Below are 20,549 nucleotides of genomic sequence, written 5' to 3' on the forward strand. Positions count from 1 at the left end.
AACCTTATGGAAGCTGTTGTTTACGCTTCACCAGTTTGCTGTTGTACTTCGCAGACGGATCTGCGGAAGTCAGTAATACAACACTGTAACCGCGGTTGTAAACCTCGCGCAAAAACTGAGGCATGATTTCAGCGGTTCTTCTTTGAATGTCATGGAAAAGAACAATTCCGCGACCCGCTTTATCCACGTTCGCAAGAACACGAGCCAACAACTGTTCGTTGGTTTGAGTTCTCCAGTCGTCACTTTCAATATTCCAGGCAAACTCGCCCGCAGATTTGGATCTCAAGAAAGCTTTCAAATCCTTGGAAGTCTCGCCATAAGGGAAACGGAACACTGGGTCCACCCAGCCAAGCACGTCAAAGACCGCCTGATGACCACCGCGGATTTCCGCCGCCGCTTCATCAAAGGTCAGGTTGCGATTACCCATCTGTTTATAGCAGGCAACACTGGTCCCCAAGCACGCGTGAGTGACGGAGTGACTGCCGATAACATGACCGTCTGCCGCCACACGTTTCAAAGCTTCTGGATTGGTTCGCACAGATTTTCCAGTAGCAAAGAACATCGCCTTGGCATTGACTTCTTTCAACGCACGCAAAATAGCATCTGTGTAAAGGCCATGAGGACCGTCGTCGAAGGTCAAAACGATCTCTTTACGAGCCACATCGCCCGTCACCGCCATATAGCCATTGGACATATCACGCTTTTGAACGTTTTCCGGGAAACGGAAAGAATTCTTGGTCTGAACTGCTTTCAACGCGTGACCTGGCACATCCATAGTCTCGCGCTGTTCATCAAAGTGCGCATCCACCTGAGCCAGAAGCTCTTGTTTACAATCGCTCACCAAAGCGCGGTTGTTTTCATCGCGGATTTCATTTTCAAACAAAGTCAGATCCTGCGCCGGAAGAGCTTTCAGCTCTTTGCACAATTCGGTCTTCATGGATTCACGCTTGCCGGAATCAACCATGAACTCATGGCGCCAGTTGGCAAACAATGCTTCCGGGTTGGCTTCAGAGTTTTCCCACTCAACCAGCGTTTGCGCTGATTGGTTGTCAGACACCGCCTGACGAACACTGCTACCGATCTGGCTTCCACATCCCACCAAGGAAGCCGCAGACATGATTAACATTCCCCCGAAAACAAGATTCTTCATATTCACCTACTGAGAAACGTCAGTACCCTGACCTACATTAAGAACGTTCCAAGCAATCTTCTGCTGTTCGTCCTCGGTTTCGTCTTCCTTCTTGGCTTCCGGTTTCTTTAAACTGAATTTGATCTTGGAATTTTCAATAATCACACGTGGATCCACGGAGTGATTGTCGAAGATGACCAAGTTGCGGGAGGCTTGCGCCGTCACCACATGCGGGTTCCACAGGTATCTGAAATAGATCACCAATGAACCAATAAACTGACTGAGCAACAATGACAAAAGACCCAGGCTCAACAGACCGATCTGCGGCAGGGTTGTTTCCCAACGGGCTCTTTCCAGAACCTCAAAACGTGTGTCGATGGAAATCTTCATCGCATCCAACTTGGTCAACGCAGTACTGAGTTCCTTGTAACGATTGAACTCAAGTTCGGATTTCTTTTTCAGGTCTTCCACCATCTGAGCGGCAAACGGAAGGTCTTTCACCTCTTTTTTCAAACGCGCGATAGAGGCCTGCACCTGACCCAGCTTGCTGGACAGGATGTTGTTTTCGATTTTCAAAGCCTCGATACGACCGCCGACACCGTACAGTGCGCTTTCTCTCTGTTTGCCACGACCGGCCTGCAGATAATCGATCATCTTTTTATTTTCGGCCATTTTCAGTTTGATCTCGTTGGAACGAACCAAAAGGTCAGAAACGTATTCACCCATTTTGTCTTTGGAAGCCAAAGGCAGCAGGTTTTCGTCTTTATTCTGCATTTCCGCCAGTTGTTTACCCAACGCCACCAGCTTTTCATCAGCGTCCGCTTTTTGCTTCACCATGAAGTCTTCCACGCGGTTGATTTCGCTCAGCTCACGGGTTTTCAGCTTTTCCGCCGCCAGTTCAGACACGGTGTTGGACAGGAACAAGGACATGGACTTGATCGGAGTCACCGCAGAAACGCGGATCTCGAAATCAGAATCCAGATTGATTTTTGTCCAGGCATTCAAAATCTGCAGCAACTGAACTTTGCTTTCCGGATTGCCTTCCAGACCGATCAGATACTTTTCTTTGAAGATCTCAAAGCCTTTGCGCTCTTCCAGAGTGATTTCTTTGCTGTTGCCACGGGCCTGGATACGGTTCAGCAGATCCTCATAGAATTCACGGGTTTTCAGGTATTCAATGTGCTTGGAAAGGACGCTGCTGCCCTTTTTGGATTCCTGAACAGACTTGGACATGCCGTAAAACTGGTTAGAAAACGCCTGCAAAGAGGAGTTCTGGGAATCGTGGATCACGATCGTGGAGTTGGCCACAAACGGAACCTTCACGGCATATACTAAAGCGCTGATTGCAAAGAGAACTGCGGTAAACAGGGCAAACATCCGCCAGTGCGACAGATATAGTTTGATAATTTCGCCAACTGTTAATTCCGGTTCAATATGTTGATCACTCATATTTCCCCACCTTCTAGTGTCACGAACCTGTAAGCATTGGTTGTGCCACCGAAAAATGGCTTTGGCCTGTGTTATATAAGCAATGAGGATTAAGAGTTTGAAATTACTTCACGGCAGGGCGCCCATTTGACAACTTCCACAGCAGAAGGACCGCCAGAATGAATAGGCTCCCAACCAGAGGGCCAAAGGCAAGCCCCAGTCGGAAATGGGTTAGTTCGGACTGCTCGGTAAGGGCCCAAGTCAGGATCTGTCCAGTAACAGCCAGGGCCAATCCCCGAGAGATCTTCCCGATCATTTTCCACACTCCGAAATAGAGCCCTAACTCGTCCCGGCCCGTGCGCTCCTCTTCAGCCTTCACTATATCCGTCAGGAGCGACTCTAAAAGCACGGCCGAGCCCACTAGCACTCCCCCCACCCCCGAAGCCCATAACAGCGCCCAGCCCACCTGTTCGGGCGGCAGCATCGGATAAATGAAAGAGCTGACCATTCCCAGAATAAACACCCCCCACATCAGGGCCCGGCGCTTGGGCACATACCTGACCAAAAACAACCACCCGGGAATGGCGACCGTGAACGACAGCAGAAACAGCAGCAACACGGCGGTGATTTCTTTTTCTGAAAATTCCAGGGCCTCCCGATAAAAATACAAGGCCACCGACGAGTTGAAAGTCAGTCCGATATTGGCAACAAAGTACGCCGCCAGCAGCGGCATGAAGCTGCGGTTTTTCAGCGGCTGAAACAGCGAAAATTTAACCTGCCCTTGCCCCTGCCGCGCGGGACGATTATAGCGAAGGGCCGTGTACCAAGAAACCAAAGTGCCCACACACAACAACAGCACAATCATCCACGCGGTCTGCGCATAAGGCTTTGATTCCCGCGCGATCAGAAAATATCCGGGGACCGCAATCCCGAAGATCGCACCGATATTGCCGAAAGCCAGACGCCAGCCAATCAGTTTTGAGCGCTCGCGCGAATCTTCGGCCAGATCCCCAACCAAGGCAGAATAAGGCACACTTAAACAGGTGTAGGCTGTATTCACCAACAGCGAAAACCCCAGCAGGTAAAAAAACTTCGCATTCATGGATTCCATAGGCGGAGGATTCAACAACCCCATGATGCTGACACACAAAAACACCAAGCCCCATGGCAGGAAAGAATACCGCTCTCCCCGCTTGAAACGCACCCGGTCCGAATAGTAGCCAATCACCGGATCAATCACCGCATCCCAAAAGATGGCCAGTCCCAGCGCCAATCCGGCCAAGGACGAATTCAAGCCCACTTCCTGAGTGTAAAAGACGAGCAAATGCAGACGCAGGAAAATCTCAACACAGTTGATTCCCAACTCTGCAAAGCCGTAGCCGAAGCCTTTCATTATTTTCCTGTTCGAGAGACCGACGCGGCAATAAAGCCAAAGACCATCCAGTAAAGACGATCTGCCATGCCCCCTAGGGACAAGTGTATGTGATAAATGACCAGAATAGGAATATGGGACAGTAAATAGATTGCGACCTGTCGTTTGGAGATGTCAAAGCTCACAAGGGCTTTGAAAGAACCCACAACCATCAGGATCAACGAAATGCCAGCAAGCACAATCAGGGGCCAGCCACCGATCACCCCGGCCGAGACAAAGATATTGTGCGGATCTTTCATGGCGTTGTAATTGGAGACATCGACTTCGTTCCCAGAGGCAAATTTCGAAAGAAGCCCGTGTCCCAGCCATGGCTGCTGCAGGAAGATCTGACTGCCACGCTCCACCTCTTCCCAGCGAGAGGCGATTCCGTCCTGAGCCTCCCGGGTGCCCAAGGCATTTTGACCAGTGGCCACTCCACGGGCAAAGTCATAGACCTGCGAACCAAAGAACAGAGCAAATGTCAGCAGAACTGACAACGAAGCAAATTTGAAAATGCGCCCTTGATTGGTTTCGGTTTTGTGTAAAACCATCGTAACAATAAAGGCCATCACGGCCGCCGCCGCCGAAGAACGCGTGCCCGTCAGAATGATAGCAAAGAAACTTCCAGCCAAAACCAGCGCACTGAAAACCTTATGTTTCATTTTCTGGTCTTCAAGCAAAGTTCCCAATGAAAAAACAAAGGCCACCGTCGCGCAGGTCACCATGTGCGGAATGTGTTTAAAGACGCCGACAAAACGCCCCCCTTTAAAGACGGCTCCACCGGCCACCACCCACAACACCAAAGAAATCAACACCAGCACCCCTGACCAGCGCTGAACGAAGTACATAAAGTCTTTCACGTCCCACAGGCTGGGAATGATCATTCCGTAAATGAGCACCATGAACAGCGACACCGCCAGGGCCCCGACTTGCATGACCGGGGATTCCTCGGTGTTCACAAAGCTGATCTGTAACAGGGTCTGAACAGTCATGGTCAGAATCAGGGCAAAGACGAAGAGTTTATAGAAACCGCTAAGATGATGACGGTCGCGCACCTTCAGCCACAGCAGGCCCAGGGGCAAACCCAGCAGGAAACACAAAAACACGTTCACAAAAGGATGCATGCCCTGCTGGAAAATCAGAAAAGAGAAACTGTAAGGAACGGGAAGCAGAAAGCTTCCCAAAGAAATCTTCGAAAGGAATAACAGGGCCACCAGGGCTTTGATCAAAAATAGAATTCGACCATCGCGGGCCCGGATCATTATTTATCCCCAGTGTTTTTATCGATCAGAACCGCCGTCAGCACGATACCCAAAACGATGGACACGATAGTGATACCACGGGAGGCTTCGTTGCTAATCCACGGAGTGCGCGGAGGAACATAGACAAAATCATCCTGTCCCAGCTTCAGGTTTTTACCGCCGCCGTATTTGATCAGCTTTTCAGCATCGACTTCATAGGCCCCTTGGTATTCGCTGATCGCCTTCATGTTCAGGTCAGCCCAGGTGCGCGGTTCGGTTTTACGAACCAGAACCTCAGAAAGATCCCCCCCGTTGGTGGTTCCACCCGCCAAAGTCAGAAGCTTCAAAAGTTCAGTGTTTGCAGGAACGTAATAAATGCCGGGTTTGTAAACCGCTCCCAACAATTGAACACTGATCAGGGATTCTTTCGGGGAAGAACGGAAGATATATTCAGAGGCTTGCGCTGGAGGCTTGATGTCGCTTAACAAACCCAGTTCCTGGGCATGAACAGCCGGGGTGCAAGCCAACCCAAACACGAAAGCCACAAACAGGCGCAGGGACTTTTGGATATTCATTCTCTCTCCTTCTACACTCGTGCGTATTCAACACTGGACCTAAATCGAGAGCCTCGACTCTTGTCAATAAATTTCGATGACTTGACTTCCGTCTGTGCTTCACAATGAAGTCTATGACGAACTCTGTTCCTGATCACGAAAAACTTTTTGATGAGATCTGCGGCAAACTCAATGAGCTAAGCACACAACCTGAAGAGGGTCCAGTGCCAGCCCCACCAAAGTATGAGCAGATGCAAGTTCAGATGAAAAAATTCCATTCAGAGCTGGTAGGCAGCCAGGAAGAACTTCGCGAGAAGATCAAGTCCCTGGAGAACGTGTCTTACGGTGCTGAAACGTTGGACGCACAACTGCAGGGCCTTGCCAATCAACTGATTGCCGAGCGCTCGAACAACACCAAACTGAGCGGCGATTTGGCGAAATCTTTGGAACTAAGTCTGCAACTGCAGCTTGAGATCCAAGGCCTGAAGGCGCGCGCCTTGCAAATGCAAAGCGAAGAAAAGAAGTACAGCCAGGCCCTGTTTGAAAAGAACAAACAACTGCAAAGAGACCTGGATCTGAATCAAGCGCTGAAAGACGAAACCGCGATGGAGCTGATGAAAGCCAAAAGCGCTTTCGCCAAAGAAGAGTCCTTGTGGGAAGAGCAGCGTGAACACTTCGAAAACGAAATCCACACCCTGAAGGGCGAACGCCAGAACCTTCAGAACACGGTGGAAGAACTGCAAAACACCATCACCCTGCGTGATGAGACCATCACTTCCCTGAATGAAGAGATCGAAAAAATCTCTGCCTCCTTCAGCGAAGTGGAGTCTTCAGCGGCTCAGCAAAATGATGTATTGAAGAACCTGATGTCCGTCGCCGAAACCAAGATTGTGGAAATGAAGCTGGCTTTGGATAAAAAATCCCTGGAAGCTCAGGACTACTACAGTCACCTGCAGCAGGCGTTGACTCAGTTGGGTGTGCTGAAACAGGAAAACGGCGCACTTAAAGAGTATGTACAGAAGCTGAACTACTACCATCAGCAGGCGCAACACGCGCAGATGGCAGTGGCGCAGATGGCTCAGGTTGCCGCTGCTCAGGTTCAGGGATCTCCGGTTCCTCAACAGCAGCAACAACAGGTCTCAACTTAGTTCTTTCTTTTCTCAGACCTCGATCACGCGGGACTACTTAGTGACCGCGTGGCGAGGAAGATCCGGATACGATCTGTATTCCTGCACCTGCTTCGCCGCCTCACCTTTAATTCGGAAATACGGAATGTTGGTTTTAACGTCTCCCAGACCCAGTTTCTTGAACGGGTTTTTGGAGTTGTTCCAGCTATAGTGTCCAGTGAAGAAGTCAAAGCGGCCCAGGCCCTTGATGCCATGACCACGGTCACGGATCACAAAGTAACCACTGTGCTTGGAACCATCAGGCAATTCCAAACCCACCACTGCAGGAATGTAAATAACCTCACCCGGCTTATAGATCGTCAGATCCGCCGCCAATGTATAGAACGGATCAAGGCAGGAGCTGCGCACACCGTAACCAAAACGGCAGCCGTCATGAGGGATTTCAAAGAAACGATCCTGCCCCTGGAAGTTACCGATAATATTAAACGTGTGAGTCACACCTTTTTGCACAACTCCGCAAGTGCCCTGCAGTGAGCAGGCTTCCGCAGTTTTCGGGCAGACTTTCAACAATGTCTTACCGCCCTCACCATAAAGAGGTCTTTTGGTGTTGGCCGGGCACAAGGTCTTTTTGTCTTCATCAATAATCACAAAGTAATAAACAGTCGGCTTCAACACACCAGGACCCACCATTTCACTTTTCGGAATGGATGGAACTTCTGGTTCTTCTTCACTGTTTTCCGGTGCTTCTTCAGCAATTTTTTCCGGCACCACAGGCTTGGCTGCTGGTTTTGGTTCCGGCTTGGTTTCTGGTTTGGTCTCCGGCTTCGGAGTTACAACCTTCGGAGCCTCCACTTTTGGAGCTTCCGTCTTTGGTTGTACAGGCGGCGCTTCTTCCTTCACCGTTTCAGTTTTGGTGGCATTCGCATTTTTTGGGGTCTGAGATTTTTTGGGAGCGATGACTTCGATCACTTCCTCTTCATCAGTGCCCATGGCTTCTTCATAGCCATAATAGCCATAGCTGTCCTTATTCACCTCAGACGGCAACTGATTAGTACCTTGAGTGGCGTGGAATGTGTGAACTCCAGCCTTCATCTGCCCACAGGCCGACAACGCCAGTAAAGCAGCTAAGAGACTAGGTATTGCAATATGTTTCTTACTCATATTCAAACTCCTGACCTTGAGACGGGCGCAGAATACCAAGGTCCCCATGAAACCCGGGATTTTTGTGTTCCCCTTGAAAAGATGAAAATCGAGGTGACGAAAATAGGTACCGATAAAAACCGGTGCCATGTTATCCTGCTGTAATGAGCACAGACACATTCTTATCCATCGACTTCGGCACAAGTAATTCCCTGGTAGGCGCTTACCATCAAGGCAAGCGTTATGAGGCCCTGCCTTTGGATGAAAAAGCCTCGGATCCGACCATGATGCGGACTCTGCTCTATTTCCCGAACCCGGATCTTTGCTATTACGGCTCTGAAGCGATTGAGCAGTATATTCAGCAGGATATGGAAGGTCGTCTGTTCCGGTCTTTCAAATCCCACCTGCCCAATCAGAACTATCTGGGAACTGTTCTCGACAACCGTATTCTGACTTTGGAAACCCTGATCGGGGTCTTTCTGCTGGAGTTGAAAAAACGAGCTGAAAAAACTTTAGACACTGAGGTCACCAAAGCCGTGATCGGAAGACCGGCTAGATATTCCATGGACTCTGTGGCGGACGGCTTTGCTCTGCATAGAATGCAAAAGGCCGCGGCCTTTGCCGGTTTTAAAGAAGTGCAGTTTGTTCCAGAACCTTTGGCGGCCGCCTTTGACTATCGCCGCCAGCTGACTTCAGAAAAGATCGTTCTGATCGGGGACTTTGGCGGAGGAACCTCGGATTTCACTCTGATCAAGCTGCGCCCTTCCGGGTTTTCGAAAGAAGACGTTCTGGCCATCGACGGCTGCCCGCTGGCGGGCGATGCCCTGGACAGCGTGTTCATGAGTCACAAGCTGAATGAATATTTTGGCGCAAAATCCCGCTATCGCCTGCCGATGGGAAGCAACGTGATGACCATGCCCAAAGGTGTGACCCTGCGCCTGAATCATCCCGCGCACATCGTGCACTTGAAAGAAAAAGACACCTACGAGTTCATCCGTGAAGTTAAGAAGTGCTCTTTGACCGCCAAGGATGCTGAAGCCGTGGAAAGATTGTTCGTCTTGATTGAAGACCAGCAGATCTTCCCGTTCTTTGAAAACATTGAAAAAACCAAACGCGCCCTTTCCAACAGCAACGAAACGGATTTCAATTTTGATTATCCGGGTCTGGAAATCAGCGAACACTTCACAAGTCCCCAGTTTATCGAATGGGCCAAGGACACCCGCGAAAACATCTTCGCGTCACTAGATCAGTGCCTGAAAGACGGAAACGTCACGGCCGATCAAGTGGATCTGGTGTGCCTGACCGGCGGAACCGCCAAAGTGCCGTTCATTCAGAAGGAATTTGAAAAACGTTTCGGTTTGGAGCGCCTGCAAACCCAGTCTCACTTCCACTCGGTGCTTTCCGGTCTGACAGAAGCGGCGGGCTTTGTGGCGCAAGGGACGCAAGTCGTTTGATTGTTCTACTGTTGCAACACTGATTTGCAATTATGTATTCTGGCGAAACAGTCAAAAACCACCGATAATTAAAGCATGAAACTTCCTTCCCGGCCTTTCAGTCGCAGATCTTTGCTTTTCGGTGCCGGCAGCCTTGCTGCAGTCGCCGGGCTTAGTCAGCTGACCTCGGCCAAGGAGCTGCTTATGATTTTCGACCCCTCTCGCAAAAATGACTCTGCAAAAATGCCCGCTCTGTTTATCGGTCACGGCAGCCCTATGAACGCCATCGAAGACAATCAATACGGTCAGCGCTGGCTGGAGCTGGGCCAAGAGATCGGAAAACCCAAAGCGATTCTTTGTGTGTCCGCTCACTGGCTGAGCGCCGGCACTTGGGTCACCCAAATGGAAAGACCGCGCACGATTCATGACTTCTATGGCTTCCCTCAAGCCCTGCACGACATGCAGTACCCGGCTCCGGGAAATCCGGAACTGGCAGCAGAGCTTCGCCGTCTTTCCAAGAATCCAAAAATTCAAGCCGATGATAAATCTTGGGGCCTGGATCATGGCACATGGTCCGTGCTGGCAAAGATGTATCCCGAGGCTGACGTGCCGGTGGTGCAACTTTCTATCGATATGTCCGAACCCGCAAGTTTCCATCTGGAGTTGGGTAAAACGCTGGGCCAGTTGCGTGAACAGGGTGTCTTGATTCTGGGGAGCGGCAACATTGTTCACAATCTTCGTCGCATGGACTGGAATCAGCCGCGCAAGGGTTTTGACTGGGCCGAAGAATTTGATGAATGGGTGAAGGCTCGTCTGATCGATCGCGATTTCAAAGCGGTCGGGGATGACTATGCGAAAACTTTAGCCGGACAACTGAGTGTGCCCACTCCGGATCACTATCTGCCTTTGCTGTATGTGCTGGGTGCCGCCGATGAAAAAGACAACCTGAAGTTTGAGCTTGAAGGCTTTGACATGGGAAGCATCTCGATGCGCGCCCTGAGCTTTGGCAGAAAGGTTTAACTTATGAGCCTGCAGTATATCTATCGCCCGGCAAAAGTTAAATCCTCTGGCAAATCCCCGGTGCTGTTGTTACTTCACGGGGTCGGGGCCAACGAGCAGTCATTGCTTTCGCTGACTGAGGGACTTGATCCCCGCTTTGCGGTTTACAACTTGCGTGCTCCTTTGGTTTTGGGGGCCGGAAGCTTTGCGTGGTTTCATGTGAATTTCACTGCCCAAGGTCCGTTGCACAACCAGCAAGAGGCCGAACAGTCGCGAAAGATCCTGATTGATTTCATTCGTGCCTTGCCAAAAGAAAATCCGGACATCGACGCTGAAAATATTTTCGTTCTGGGATTCAGCCAGGGCACAATCATGGGACTTTCTTTGGCTTTGACTGAACCGGAGCTGTTCAAGGGCCTTGTCGCCATTTCCGGGCGCACGCTGCAGGAAATTTCCGCGCAAGCCAAAGAGCGCTGCTATCCTCGCTCACCGAAAGTGCTGCTGATGCATGGACGTCAGGACAGCAAACTTCCCTATACTCACGGCCTGAACACCGAGGCCGTATTGAAGGCCGCCTCATTTGACTTTCAATTTGAAAGTTATGAAGCGGACCATCACATCACGCCGCAGATGCTTCAGGACCTGCACCAGTGGCTAATAAAACGCATTTCAGCCTGACCGCAATGATTTGCTGCGGCCTCTCAGTTATATTTTAGCTGCACAATGCGCTAACATTGGGTATCTGAACGACTAAGAGGTGAACTTATGATTCAAGCATTCCGTATTTTGGGTTGGCTCGAAGGGGCTTCCTTCCTGATTCTTCTTTTGATCGCTATGCCTATGAAGTACATGGCAGGCAATCCCGCTTTGGTTAAATCCATGGGGCCTATCCACGGTTTCCTGTTCATCGGTTACATCCTGATGGCAAACTTTATTGCCAGCGAACTGAACTGGTCCATGAAACAAAGAATCCTTTCCTTCGCAGCGGCCGTGCTTCCCGCCGGCACTTTCTGGTTTGAACGCAAATATCTCGATAAGAAAGAGACTGTTTAGGAAAAACAAAAAAGGCCCGGAAACGGGCCTTTTTTATTAATGAACATAATGTACATACATCTTGAGGTAGAACCCTTCCGGGAACTGCATCAGCGTTGGGTGATCTGCCGCATGGCCCCCGCGCAGAACGCTGCGAAGTTCGGCGTAGTTTCTCAGTGACGCCTTACGAATCGCATCGCGGAATTCTTCTTCTTCCAGCAAACCAGAACAAGAGCATGACGCCACAAAGCCGTTCTTTTTCACCAGACGGAATGCGTGCGTGTTCATCTTAAGGTAAGCATGCTTCCCGATAGGGATGTCTTTTTTGGATTTGATAAACGCCGGTGGGTCCGCGATCACGATGTCATAGTGAGTGCTTGGCAAAGCCGCCAAACCTTCAGACACGTCCATTTCGTGAACGATGACTTCCGCCCCTTCACGTTCGGCATTCTTTTTCGCGAAAGCCAAAGCGGTCTTGGAGATGTCCGCCAAAGACACCTCGACCTCAAAGCCCAAAGACTTCAAAGCACGTGTAATCTGCGTGGACCAGTGACCGACATAGCAGCATAGATCCAAAACACGGATCTTGCGCGGCTGTTGGGTTTTGGCCCAGTTCTTAAATAACCCCACTGCCAGGAAGATGTTGTGAGTCTGATCCAGGAAAAAGCCCGTTTTTTGGCCTTCAACCAGATCACAGCTCATGGTGATCGTGCCGTCATCACCTGCGGCGTTTAGCACGATTTCAACATCACGAAGGTTCATGTCCGGCAGATCCTTGATGAGGCGCGGTTCTTCAACTTGCAAGCCCTCAAGCTTGCGCACACCCACGTCATTACGAATCACCACAGCCGTTTGATCCCAGCCAAACTCGGAAAGACCTTGCGCATGAGCTTTTTCAGCCAAACCTTTGAAGAAGCCTTCCGCGTCCTTCAGGGCTTCATTCATTCCCGCCGTCACCAACTGGGCAGCAAAGAGCTGAGCACGTTTGCCGTTTTGTACGATCACATAGTAATCCAGAACCAAACCTGGGATGAAATCAGATTCGCCAAACGCCAGACGGAAGCTGCCACGGAAGCCCGCAGCCTTTCTTACGCGCCAAGAGTTGAAGATCTTTTCATGAAGGAAGTCAAAACTGGTTGGATCCTTGTCCTGACTGTTGAAGCTCAAGGCACGGAACGAAATCAGGGAATGAGGATTGCCGTAACCGCGGGCCAAGAACTGCCCTTTGGAATCCTGAAGCTCTACCGCCGCACCCGCGGGATGACCCTTAGGGCTTACCAGCAGCTCGTTGGAAAACACCCACGGGTGTCCACTGCGAATTCTTTTATCGGCTCCCTGACGAAGACGCCACACTGTCATCATAAACTATTCACCCTCAACTGCGAAAACAACCAACTCGGTGATTTCTTTTTTTGAAAAATTATTATCACTCATTATCAGCAAACTGCGCCGACCATCCGGAAGTTTCGGCCCCCAGGCCAAAGCTTCAAAGTTCTGCACACGTTTGTCGCCACGTTTTTTACCAAGATCAGATTCAAAATCCACCAGCTTTGTTTTTTCAACACCCGTGAACTTCGCACCTTCCAACTTACTCACACCCGAAACATCCGTGCCTTTGGCAAGATCCACCTGATACAAAGTGATTGTATTAGCCCAGATCTTTTTCGGCAGCAGACGCACTCCGCGCTCCAGCACAATCAGTTTGGTTTCACTGACGACCAGAATTTCCGAAGCCCCGCGGAAGACTTCTTTTCCCCCGTGCCCGTCTTTCAACGGATCCAGGCGATAGGCGTATTCCGCCACCGGCTGATAGCCTTTTTCAGGCTTGTCTTCGTACTTGAGAATTCGCAGCCAGTCGCCTTTTTCCTCTTCTCCGGCGACATAATCCTGGAAAAGGGAAGTTTCTACACTCGCAAACAGCACCTTCCCGTCCACGGAACTTGAGAGTCCCTCAAACGAAAGGTTGTTCTGCACGCCCTGCTTTTGCTGGCCGATGGATTCGGGTAAAAACTTGGCCGGAACGGACAGGTCGGACTTCCACGCCCCTTGCGGGTTTATACGGAAGATCCGGGGCATTTCGCGGGGTTTGGAATCGTTGCTGCCTTCAGAGGAAACCAAGAAATCCCCCGACGGCAACAGCGCCAGCCCTTCAGGATCCAAAATCGCGGCCCGCTCCCCGGTTTTGGGAAGGCCCGAAATAAAACTGACGGATTTAGGGTTTAAAGAAACAGACTTCCCCGAAATCTTCAGGTCAAAACCGTAAAAGCGGGGCTCCCCGAACTTTCCACGATCATCAGAAAGCGCCCACAGAGTGTCGCCATTGAAGGCCATGCCGGAAAGACCACCGATGGTGGTCTTTTTGAACTCGGTTCCGGTCTTGATCGCGGTTTCACCGAAATATTCCAAACTCAAAGCCTGCGCTTTGAGCGAGAACAGCAAAACCAGGCAAATTCCGGTTCCTCGAAGCATCTTAACTTCTCCAGCGAAGCTCAGTTTCTTTCACAGGGTGATTGAATTCACGTTTACCCTCAAGATGGTCATGGTACTCGGTTTTCAAAGCATAGTACCACTTGGCTTGAGTGTCGGCGTCCTTGATCAACATCAGACTTGGATCATAACGAAGGCCGTCTTGCTGTTTGGTCACCGCATCCATGTCCTGACCCAGGAACTTTTTAGAGAACTGATGAATCGCCGGCTTCAAAAGCGTCAGCCATGGGATGTCCCAGTACGCCAATTGAGTCACACGTGTGTTGTTTTCATCCACCGGAGTCAGCGCCGTGTAAGAATAGAAATTACGAGGACCGACTTCGATATGCTCGACACGCACGCAAGGAAGCGTGAAGGTGATCTCGGTCGTCGGAGTGCCGCCAAGGATCTTATAAGCCTTGGAATTTTTCGAAGGCTGGTGACGAACCATCTGGAAGCCATAGTTCACCGGAGCAAATTTCTTTTTCTTTTCCAGCATGGTCTTTTCAGAACGCCAGAACCAGCTTTTGTGCACGTAAGGACCATGCGCCGGGTCCATCAGACCGATCACCGCGTGATCGACGTGACATGGGAAGTTCACCACGTAAGTCAAATTCGGTTTCACATCCGCCGGGAACGCTTTCATCACCGGGATCGCTGGCGCTTTGGAAACATCATAGTCCTTGTCACCCACAAAGACCCAGATCAGGCCTTGAGCTTCGTGAACAGGATAAGAGCGTACTTTGATTTTATTCGGATTGAGTTCCTGATCCGGGCACAGTGAAGGGATCTCAGTACACATGCCGGTGCCGTCAAACTTCCAGCCGTGATAAGGGCATTCGATCTGATCGTTCACCACGCGGCCATAGCTCAGAGGAATTCCTCGGTGGGGACAGATATCCCGCATCGCGGACACTTTGCCTTTGGAATCACGATAGAACACGATGGGCTCACCCAAGATCTTGCGGGCCGTGGCTTTATTCACCGCCAGCTCTGCACTTGGAAGTCCCACATACCAAACATTTTTCAAAAATCCGCTGTACATAAAATCCTCTGAACTAGAATTGAGGGTCGCGGGCGCGTTGTTCCGCCAACTGGCAGGTGTTCTTCAAAAGCATGGCAATGGTCATCGGACCCACCCCACCGGGAACCGGAGTCGCTGCCTTCGCCCAGCCATCAAGCTCTTCAAAGCGAACATCTCCACAGAGTTTTCCGCCCTGACCTGAGCCATGCATACCCACGTCAATCACGATCGCATCTTTTTTAAAATCTTCTTTACCCAAGAGTCGGGCCTTGCCAGCCGCGACGACAACCAAATCCGCCTGCTTTGTGAGCTCTGACATATTGGAAGTTTTGGAGTGGCACAATGTGACTGTGGCGTTGGCTTCAGTCAAGAGCAGAGCCATGGGTTTCCCCACAATATTGCTGCGACCAACGACCACGGCCCTTTTCCCCTCCACCGGGATTCGATAATGCTTCAGAATCTCAATCACTCCCGCCGGAGTGCACGGGCTGACCAGGGGCTTTCCAGCAAAGAAATAACCCAAGGATTCGTAAGTCAGACCATCGGCATCTTTTTCTGCGGAAACAAGCTTCAGAACCTCGTCCGCGCTGAGATGTTTTGGCAACGGGAACTGAACCAGAATGCCGTCCACGCCATTGTCGTTGTTCAGCTTGCTTAGAATCTGATTCAACTCGCTTTGTGTGGTTTCGGCCGGCAGAGTGTGAATCGTGGAGGTCATCCCGATTTTTTCGCAGGCGATTTTTTTGTTTTTAACGTAAACGTGGCTCGCCTTATCGTCGCCGACAATGACGACCGACAGATGAGGAGCCCGGCCGTAAGTTTCTTTAAACTTCGCCACTCGGGGAACAAGGGACGCACGCACCTCTTTCGCGACTTCTTTTCCGTCAAGAATCAGCACCATGACCTCCCCTGTTTTTTGAGCCTTAAATTTGCGTCATTTCTTAACAAAATTCAATACTTATTCCAACTTCGTCCCATTCCGCCAAGGCCTTCTTGCGGGACCTTTTCACCCCTGCGAACCCTGTTTTTGCTTGATTCCTAAACCCCTATCAAGGTACAAACCCTTTAAAAGATTAGGGGATTTTCGAATGGCTGAAAAAGTTAAGCTCTCAAAAGATGGTAGTTCTATTGACTTCGTTCAATCTGACAGCCTTCCTACGTCCCTGAAGAAGTTCCGTCAAAGCCCGGAAATCGAAGGTTTCTATCGCTTTATCTTCGAAAACGACCTGCAAAAAGAAGCTTACGACATTTTGGATCGCATTATTATTCAGCGTAAGGCTAAAAAAGCCGGCGCTAAAAAAGAAGCTGCTGCTGCTGCCAAGGAAGAAAAGGCCGCTGCAAAAAAAGCTGAAACTACAAAAGCTAAAAAGAAGTAGTTCTCCAAAAAGTCCGGACCTCCGGACTTTTTTTTTGCTTTAATCGCATCCCACCGCTGTCCGATCTTTGCTTTCACCTCCTGACCACTGGAGGATTTATGAAAGCTCAAACCATCATCAAAAACAAAAAAGGCCAGGGACTTGTCGAGTACCTGATCATTGTCGCTATCGTTGCTGTCGGCAGCATTTCCGTCATCAAAGTTGTCGGCGCCAACATCGACGTGCAGTTCGCCAATGTGGCGCAAGCCCTGGGCGGAACCGACAGCCGCAAGAAAGAAGCCCATAAAGTCACGGACACCATGTACAAGAAGCGCGACTTCAGCGATTTCTTCGAGGGTTCCGTTAACTCCAAATCAGACAGTAAATAGTTATGAAAATTCTAAATCAAAAAGGACAGGCACTTTTGGAAGCGGCTTTTGTGCTGCCGCTCCTGTTAGCCACCGGCACGGCACTGGCATTTCTATTCTATCGCACGCTGGTTTTCTATTATGCCGATCATCAACTGCATGAAGCCCTGATCTGTGCGGAATCCGTTCAAGTTTCCACCTGTAAAAACCATCTGGAAAAGAATCTGCAAAAGCTGATGCTTAAGAACACCCGCCTGAATGTCCGTCTGAACAAATCGCTCTCGGGCAGCACCGGACGCATCGAAATTGCGTTGCAACCGGAAATCCAAATTTCAAAAGAACTGCGGCTGTAATAAAGGCCCCCGCATGCGCAACCAGCAGGGCTTTGCCGCTATTCTTATTCTGGCTTTACTGCCGATACTGGTGTCCGGACTGTTTCTGGTCGCTGCAATGATGGGCTTTCTGCAACTGGATCTGGCGATGAAACACACTTGTCGCAGTGAGGGCCTTCAAGGACAAGAAAAGGTTCGTCCCCATCTAGAAAAGCTGCTGTCGCTGAATTCCAAAGCCATCAAGTTAAAAGTTCAATGGGGTAAAGCCCTAACTCAACGGAAAATGGCATACTCAGCACAGAATCCCTACTTAATCACTCTGGCGGAGGCCCGCGTGCTGCAAGTTCAAACCTGGCGCCTGGCCCTGGATGCCCAACAAAAACAACTCATCCAACAAAGCAACCTGCAGCTTCAACGCAGCCACAGCTCCACCCGCACCCAGCTTTACCGCGCCCACCGGGAAAACCAGACACGTCTGAATTTCCTCACGATCAAAACCCAGATTGAAAACGAGCCCATTCCCCGCCTGGCGGTCCGTCCGGATTTCCCGGACACGGCGCCGACATACAGCCCTGAGCCTGACTTTGAAGTTCGTCAGGCCTTGGCGCAACGCTGGCAGTACCGGATCGCGCTGCGCCCGCCCCTTTCCAATTTCCTGAAGGCGGATTTCGGCTTTGAAAAAGCCTGCGCCGTTACTTTGACCAAAGGACCCTTGCGATGGAAAACCCAAATAACAAAGGGCAGATACTCATTGAAGTCTGTCTGGTGATGGCCCTGGTGCTGCTGATTTTCTTCGCGGCCTTTTCCCATCTTTCAAAACTTAAATCCGCGCAACAACGTCACCAATTCACAAAAGAGAAGTCTTATGTTTCAAAAGACCGTTTCAAATCTAAAAAGTAACTGGCCTCTGGCGGGCTTTCTGGTCATCGGCCTGATCGCCTTTATCAGCAGCCCCTCCAAGTCTGAACAAGATCCACTGGAAACCGTGGCGGCCCCAGTATCGGTTGACACTTATATCCCGGCGGGCCATGTACTGGTGCCAATCGAAATCGCCAATGCAGAATCGCTCGCATCCCTCGTTGGTGACATGGGTGGCGTCGTGGATCTTTATCTGGCCAGCAATGACACCCAAAAAGGCGGATTGAAAGTGGGAAGCAAGTTGAAACTTCTGCGCGCTCCGCTAAATCCCCAACAATATGCCGTGCTGGTGAAAGACACCGAAAGTCCACGACTGCTCAGCTTTAATGGCCCCTTTATTGCCGTCGTTCAAAATCCTGAGGCGCGCGGTAACAGCGTCACCCCCGCTTCCGCCCCCCGCAAAGCTGTGCGTATCGAATATCAAAACTAGGAGAAAAAATGAAAACCCCGTTGATGATTTTGATTTTACTTCTGGCAACAAGCACCAAAGCGCAAGTGCTGATTCAAGCCCCGTCGGCGTCTCCGGCCGAGTTTAAAAAGTTTTTGCAGGAAAACCCAACGACCCGTTCTTATGGCGACGTGCAAATTGAAAAACTGCAACAAGCCCCGGAGCAAGAACAACAAATGTTTTCTCTAGCGGACCTGTCCCCCACGGAAATCCCTCAGGGACTTGAAACTTTGAGTCGACTGAATCAACAATCCGCCCTTTCAGCACTCAGTCTGCAATTTCTGCTGGATCTGACTTTGAAATGGCAAAGTGGGAAGACCTCGCCGCAAATCGAAAGTTCTGTGAAGACTTTGCACTGCAAGTTCAGCCTGCTGCAGGATGAATCCAGCCCCGCGGCTTGCCGGGTCGAATCGGTATCATTGGAAAATCTAAAAAAATTAAATCCGTGGATGAAGGCGCTGGCCGTGGAAAGTCAGATCATCCCTCTGGAAGAAAATAGGCACTTACGACTGGTACCCGAGGCCGCATATCACTTCACATTGATTTCTGACTCTCACACCGCCGTGAGTTTCTATGGAACCTTCGCGCAGCTTTTGCAGCAGGCAAATCACGCGCAAGCACTGGTGGAGGGCGGCTGTGGCGGATTTCAATCCCAGATCGACGACATCAGCCTGTCCCTGCAGGCCCGGGTGTTTTTCACCCCCAGTTGTGTGCAGGCAACAAATCAAGCCGATGAAGAAACTGAAAAAAGCTGGGTGCAAAGAAATAAGAAATGGCTGATCCCGACAGCCGCGATCCTGGTGGGTGGCGGTATCTATGCCCTGAAGGACAAAAAGATCATTATCGACAAGCCGTCGTTTAAATAATCCTCTTGCCGTTAAAGACGACTTCTTTCACCACGCCGTCTTTGATCACGGAATGACAGTCCGGCGCAAAAGTTTTATCCGGATGCGCATGCACCACAGTGATGTCGCCATTGAATTTGCGAATGCGAGCCTGAGGGCTTTCTTCCAAAGCCAGATAGTTGCGCCAGAAAGACGATGGCTCCACCGGGCTGTCACAACCAAAAGAAATCGGAATCTGCGCCAGGCGCAGGGCCTCCCAAGGGAAGACATACGGGTAAAGTTCTCGCAGCTTTTCCATCAACCACACCCGGTCGCTCAGCCAATGACATGGCTGCATATGACAGCGCACATGCAAGGGCTTCATCATCTGAATGGTTTCCGGGCGCAGGATCTGCGCGTGCTCCAAATTCAAACGCCCTACGGCCCCTTGCGCGGAAATCTTGCGTGCGGCCTGCACAATGTGATGGGCAGCTTCATCACCAATGGTGTGAACTGAAAACTCAAGCCCCGCAGCCCAGGTGCGTTTCATCATCGTTTCAATATCAGCGATATCCCAAAGAATACGTCCCTGATTGCCAGAACGCTCGCCGTTGTAAGGTCGACTGAGCAGAGCCGTCTCAGACCCCAGCGAACCATCGTAGAAAACCTTGATGCCTTTGGAACGAAGCAAAGGACGATCCTGCTTTTTTGCCGCCAGGGCCGCACTCAACATCGAATCAAAGTCATTCATGTCGTGCGAGGTGAAATTTTCCTCGATCGCCAAAGTCAGATCTCCGGCATCGGCGACCTCACATAGCATATTCCACAGGGATTCGGTGCAGCTCAAGTCACGAACATGGGTGAAGCCTGCGGCATTGAACGTGCGGCAGGCTTGCAGGATGTTGGATCGTTGCTGGGACTTAGAGAACGACGGCAACTGATCCCAGGCTCGCAGATGATCTTTTTCCGTCAGAATGCCAGTGGCGGACTCCAAGCCCATTTCTTTAAGGGCGGCGGAATTCAACCAACTGCTGTGTCCATCCATGCGGGCAAAGTAAACGGGAATATCGGGAAAAACTTTATCCAGAAGATCTTTGTGTGGCTGTTCGTGCGCGGGCCATTGACGCTCATCCCAGCCAAACCCCACCAGCCAGTGCTGACGATAATATCCCGGCTTGGTGCGATCCAGATTCTGCAGATCCTGCAGGGATGTGATCGATTCCAGACGAAGCCCCGAAGCGAATTCGCCCGTGGCGATAAAGTGAACGTGACTGTCGTAAAGACGCGGGATTTTAAAAAGCATAAGGCCCTCTGTTTTAG

At 50.6% G+C, this 20,549-nt stretch carries 22 protein-coding genes; 11 read left to right on the top strand and 11 right to left on the bottom strand.

Annotated elements, in window-relative coordinates; translation table 11 throughout:
• Nucleotides 1-4 precede the first annotated feature (4 nt).
• From ACZ520_RS15550 to ACZ520_RS15570, 5 genes are all read right to left on the bottom strand, one after another.
• Complete coding sequence (locus ACZ520_RS15550) at nucleotides 5-1,150, bottom strand: polysaccharide deacetylase family protein (protein WP_088564241.1); 1,146 nt, start codon at nucleotides 1,148-1,150, stop codon at nucleotides 5-7.
• A 6-nt stretch (nucleotides 1,151-1,156) separates the two neighbouring features.
• Nucleotides 1,157-2,578, bottom strand: coding sequence for a GumC domain-containing protein (locus ACZ520_RS15555; protein WP_416479998.1), 1,422 nt, complete (start codon nucleotides 2,576-2,578; stop codon nucleotides 1,157-1,159).
• Between the two features lie 103 nt (nucleotides 2,579-2,681).
• Nucleotides 2,682-3,950, bottom strand: coding sequence for an MFS transporter (locus tag ACZ520_RS15560; protein WP_088564239.1), 1,269 nt, complete (start codon nucleotides 3,948-3,950; stop codon nucleotides 2,682-2,684).
• Complete coding sequence (locus ACZ520_RS15565) at nucleotides 3,950-5,230, bottom strand: O-antigen ligase family protein (protein WP_088564238.1); 1,281 nt, start codon at nucleotides 5,228-5,230, stop codon at nucleotides 3,950-3,952. The genes ACZ520_RS15560 and ACZ520_RS15565 overlap by 1 nt, the downstream gene beginning before the upstream one ends.
• Complete coding sequence (locus ACZ520_RS15570) at nucleotides 5,230-5,784, bottom strand: SLBB domain-containing protein (protein WP_088564237.1); 555 nt, start codon at nucleotides 5,782-5,784, stop codon at nucleotides 5,230-5,232. The genes ACZ520_RS15565 and ACZ520_RS15570 overlap by 1 nt, the downstream gene beginning before the upstream one ends.
• A gap of 113 nt (nucleotides 5,785-5,897) precedes the next feature.
• Between ACZ520_RS15570 and ACZ520_RS15575 the strand changes: the two genes are divergently transcribed.
• Nucleotides 5,898-6,911, top strand: a complete 1,014-nt coding sequence (locus tag ACZ520_RS15575; protein WP_232469062.1) for a hypothetical protein — start codon at nucleotides 5,898-5,900, stop codon at nucleotides 6,909-6,911.
• 33 nt (nucleotides 6,912-6,944) lie between these two features.
• Here the strand turns inward: ACZ520_RS15575 and ACZ520_RS15580 are convergent, their stop codons facing one another.
• Entirely contained in the window at nucleotides 6,945-8,051 is a 1,107-nt protein-coding gene (locus ACZ520_RS15580; protein WP_417868240.1) for a 3D domain-containing protein, read from the bottom strand.
• Nucleotides 8,052-8,194: 143 nt separating this feature from the next.
• Between ACZ520_RS15580 and ACZ520_RS15585 the strand changes: the two genes are divergently transcribed.
• From ACZ520_RS15585 to ACZ520_RS15600, 4 genes are all read left to right on the top strand, one after another.
• A complete protein-coding gene (locus ACZ520_RS15585; RefSeq protein WP_088564234.1) occupies nucleotides 8,195-9,484 on the top strand; it encodes an Hsp70 family protein in 1,290 nt (429 codons plus the stop codon).
• 222 nt (nucleotides 9,485-9,706) lie between these two features.
• Nucleotides 9,707-10,483 (top strand): 4,5-DOPA-extradiol-dioxygenase, encoded by a 777-nt coding sequence (ygiD, locus tag ACZ520_RS15590; protein ID WP_198298072.1) that lies wholly within the window; start codon nucleotides 9,707-9,709, stop codon nucleotides 10,481-10,483.
• A 3-nt stretch (nucleotides 10,484-10,486) separates the two neighbouring features.
• Complete coding sequence (locus tag ACZ520_RS15595; RefSeq protein WP_464126419.1) at nucleotides 10,487-11,140, top strand: alpha/beta hydrolase; 654 nt, start codon at nucleotides 10,487-10,489, stop codon at nucleotides 11,138-11,140.
• Nucleotides 11,141-11,227: 87 nt separating this feature from the next.
• The gene (locus ACZ520_RS15600; RefSeq protein ID WP_011165639.1) at nucleotides 11,228-11,515 is read left to right on the top strand and encodes a DUF3817 domain-containing protein; all 288 of its coding nucleotides are present in this window, start codon (nucleotides 11,228-11,230) and stop codon (nucleotides 11,513-11,515) included.
• A gap of 36 nt (nucleotides 11,516-11,551) precedes the next feature.
• Here the strand turns inward: ACZ520_RS15600 and ACZ520_RS15605 are convergent, their stop codons facing one another.
• From ACZ520_RS15605 to folD, 4 genes are read right to left on the bottom strand one after another with little or no spacing between them, the layout of a single operon-like run.
• The gene (locus tag ACZ520_RS15605; protein ID WP_011165641.1) at nucleotides 11,552-12,856 is read right to left on the bottom strand and encodes a class I SAM-dependent rRNA methyltransferase; all 1,305 of its coding nucleotides are present in this window, start codon (nucleotides 12,854-12,856) and stop codon (nucleotides 11,552-11,554) included.
• Nucleotides 12,857-12,859: 3 nt separating this feature from the next.
• Nucleotides 12,860-13,963 carry an esterase-like activity of phytase family protein gene (locus tag ACZ520_RS15610; RefSeq protein ID WP_464126422.1) on the bottom strand — a complete coding sequence of 368 codons (1,104 nt, stop codon included), beginning with the start codon at nucleotides 13,961-13,963 and terminating at the stop codon, nucleotides 12,860-12,862.
• Between the two features lies 1 nt (nucleotide 13,964).
• Nucleotides 13,965-15,005, bottom strand: a complete 1,041-nt coding sequence (locus ACZ520_RS15615) for an aromatic ring-hydroxylating oxygenase subunit alpha (RefSeq protein ID WP_015092307.1) — start codon at nucleotides 15,003-15,005, stop codon at nucleotides 13,965-13,967.
• Nucleotides 15,006-15,018: 13 nt separating this feature from the next.
• Nucleotides 15,019-15,885 (bottom strand): bifunctional methylenetetrahydrofolate dehydrogenase/methenyltetrahydrofolate cyclohydrolase FolD, encoded by an 867-nt coding sequence (folD, locus tag ACZ520_RS15620; protein ID WP_088564230.1) that lies wholly within the window; start codon nucleotides 15,883-15,885, stop codon nucleotides 15,019-15,021.
• 187 nt (nucleotides 15,886-16,072) lie between these two features.
• Here folD and ACZ520_RS15625 point away from each other — a divergent pair, with 187 nt between their 5' ends.
• From ACZ520_RS15625 to ACZ520_RS15650, 6 genes are all read left to right on the top strand, one after another.
• Entirely contained in the window at nucleotides 16,073-16,360 is a 288-nt protein-coding gene (locus ACZ520_RS15625; protein WP_088564229.1) for a hypothetical protein, read from the top strand.
• A 98-nt stretch (nucleotides 16,361-16,458) separates the two neighbouring features.
• The gene (locus ACZ520_RS15630; RefSeq protein WP_011165646.1) at nucleotides 16,459-16,728 is read left to right on the top strand and encodes a Flp family type IVb pilin; all 270 of its coding nucleotides are present in this window, start codon (nucleotides 16,459-16,461) and stop codon (nucleotides 16,726-16,728) included.
• A 2-nt stretch (nucleotides 16,729-16,730) separates the two neighbouring features.
• Nucleotides 16,731-17,060 (top strand): hypothetical protein, encoded by a 330-nt coding sequence (locus ACZ520_RS15635; protein ID WP_464126426.1) that lies wholly within the window; start codon nucleotides 16,731-16,733, stop codon nucleotides 17,058-17,060.
• Between the two features lie 13 nt (nucleotides 17,061-17,073).
• Nucleotides 17,074-17,808 (top strand): hypothetical protein, encoded by a 735-nt coding sequence (locus ACZ520_RS15640; protein ID WP_464126428.1) that lies wholly within the window; start codon nucleotides 17,074-17,076, stop codon nucleotides 17,806-17,808.
• 96 nt (nucleotides 17,809-17,904) lie between these two features.
• The gene (locus tag ACZ520_RS15645) at nucleotides 17,905-18,387 is read left to right on the top strand and encodes a hypothetical protein (protein WP_464126430.1); all 483 of its coding nucleotides are present in this window, start codon (nucleotides 17,905-17,907) and stop codon (nucleotides 18,385-18,387) included.
• Nucleotides 18,388-18,395: 8 nt separating this feature from the next.
• A complete protein-coding gene (locus ACZ520_RS15650) occupies nucleotides 18,396-19,271 on the top strand; it encodes a hypothetical protein (RefSeq protein WP_464126432.1) in 876 nt (291 codons plus the stop codon).
• Here ACZ520_RS15650 and ACZ520_RS15655 read toward each other — a convergent pair.
• Complete coding sequence (locus ACZ520_RS15655; RefSeq protein ID WP_464126434.1) at nucleotides 19,264-20,532, bottom strand: amidohydrolase; 1,269 nt, start codon at nucleotides 20,530-20,532, stop codon at nucleotides 19,264-19,266. The two genes, ACZ520_RS15650 and ACZ520_RS15655, sit on opposite strands and share 8 nt — an antisense overlap.
• Nucleotides 20,533-20,549 lie beyond the last annotated feature (17 nt).

This window comes from Bdellovibrio sp. BIS2, assembly GCF_055398295.1.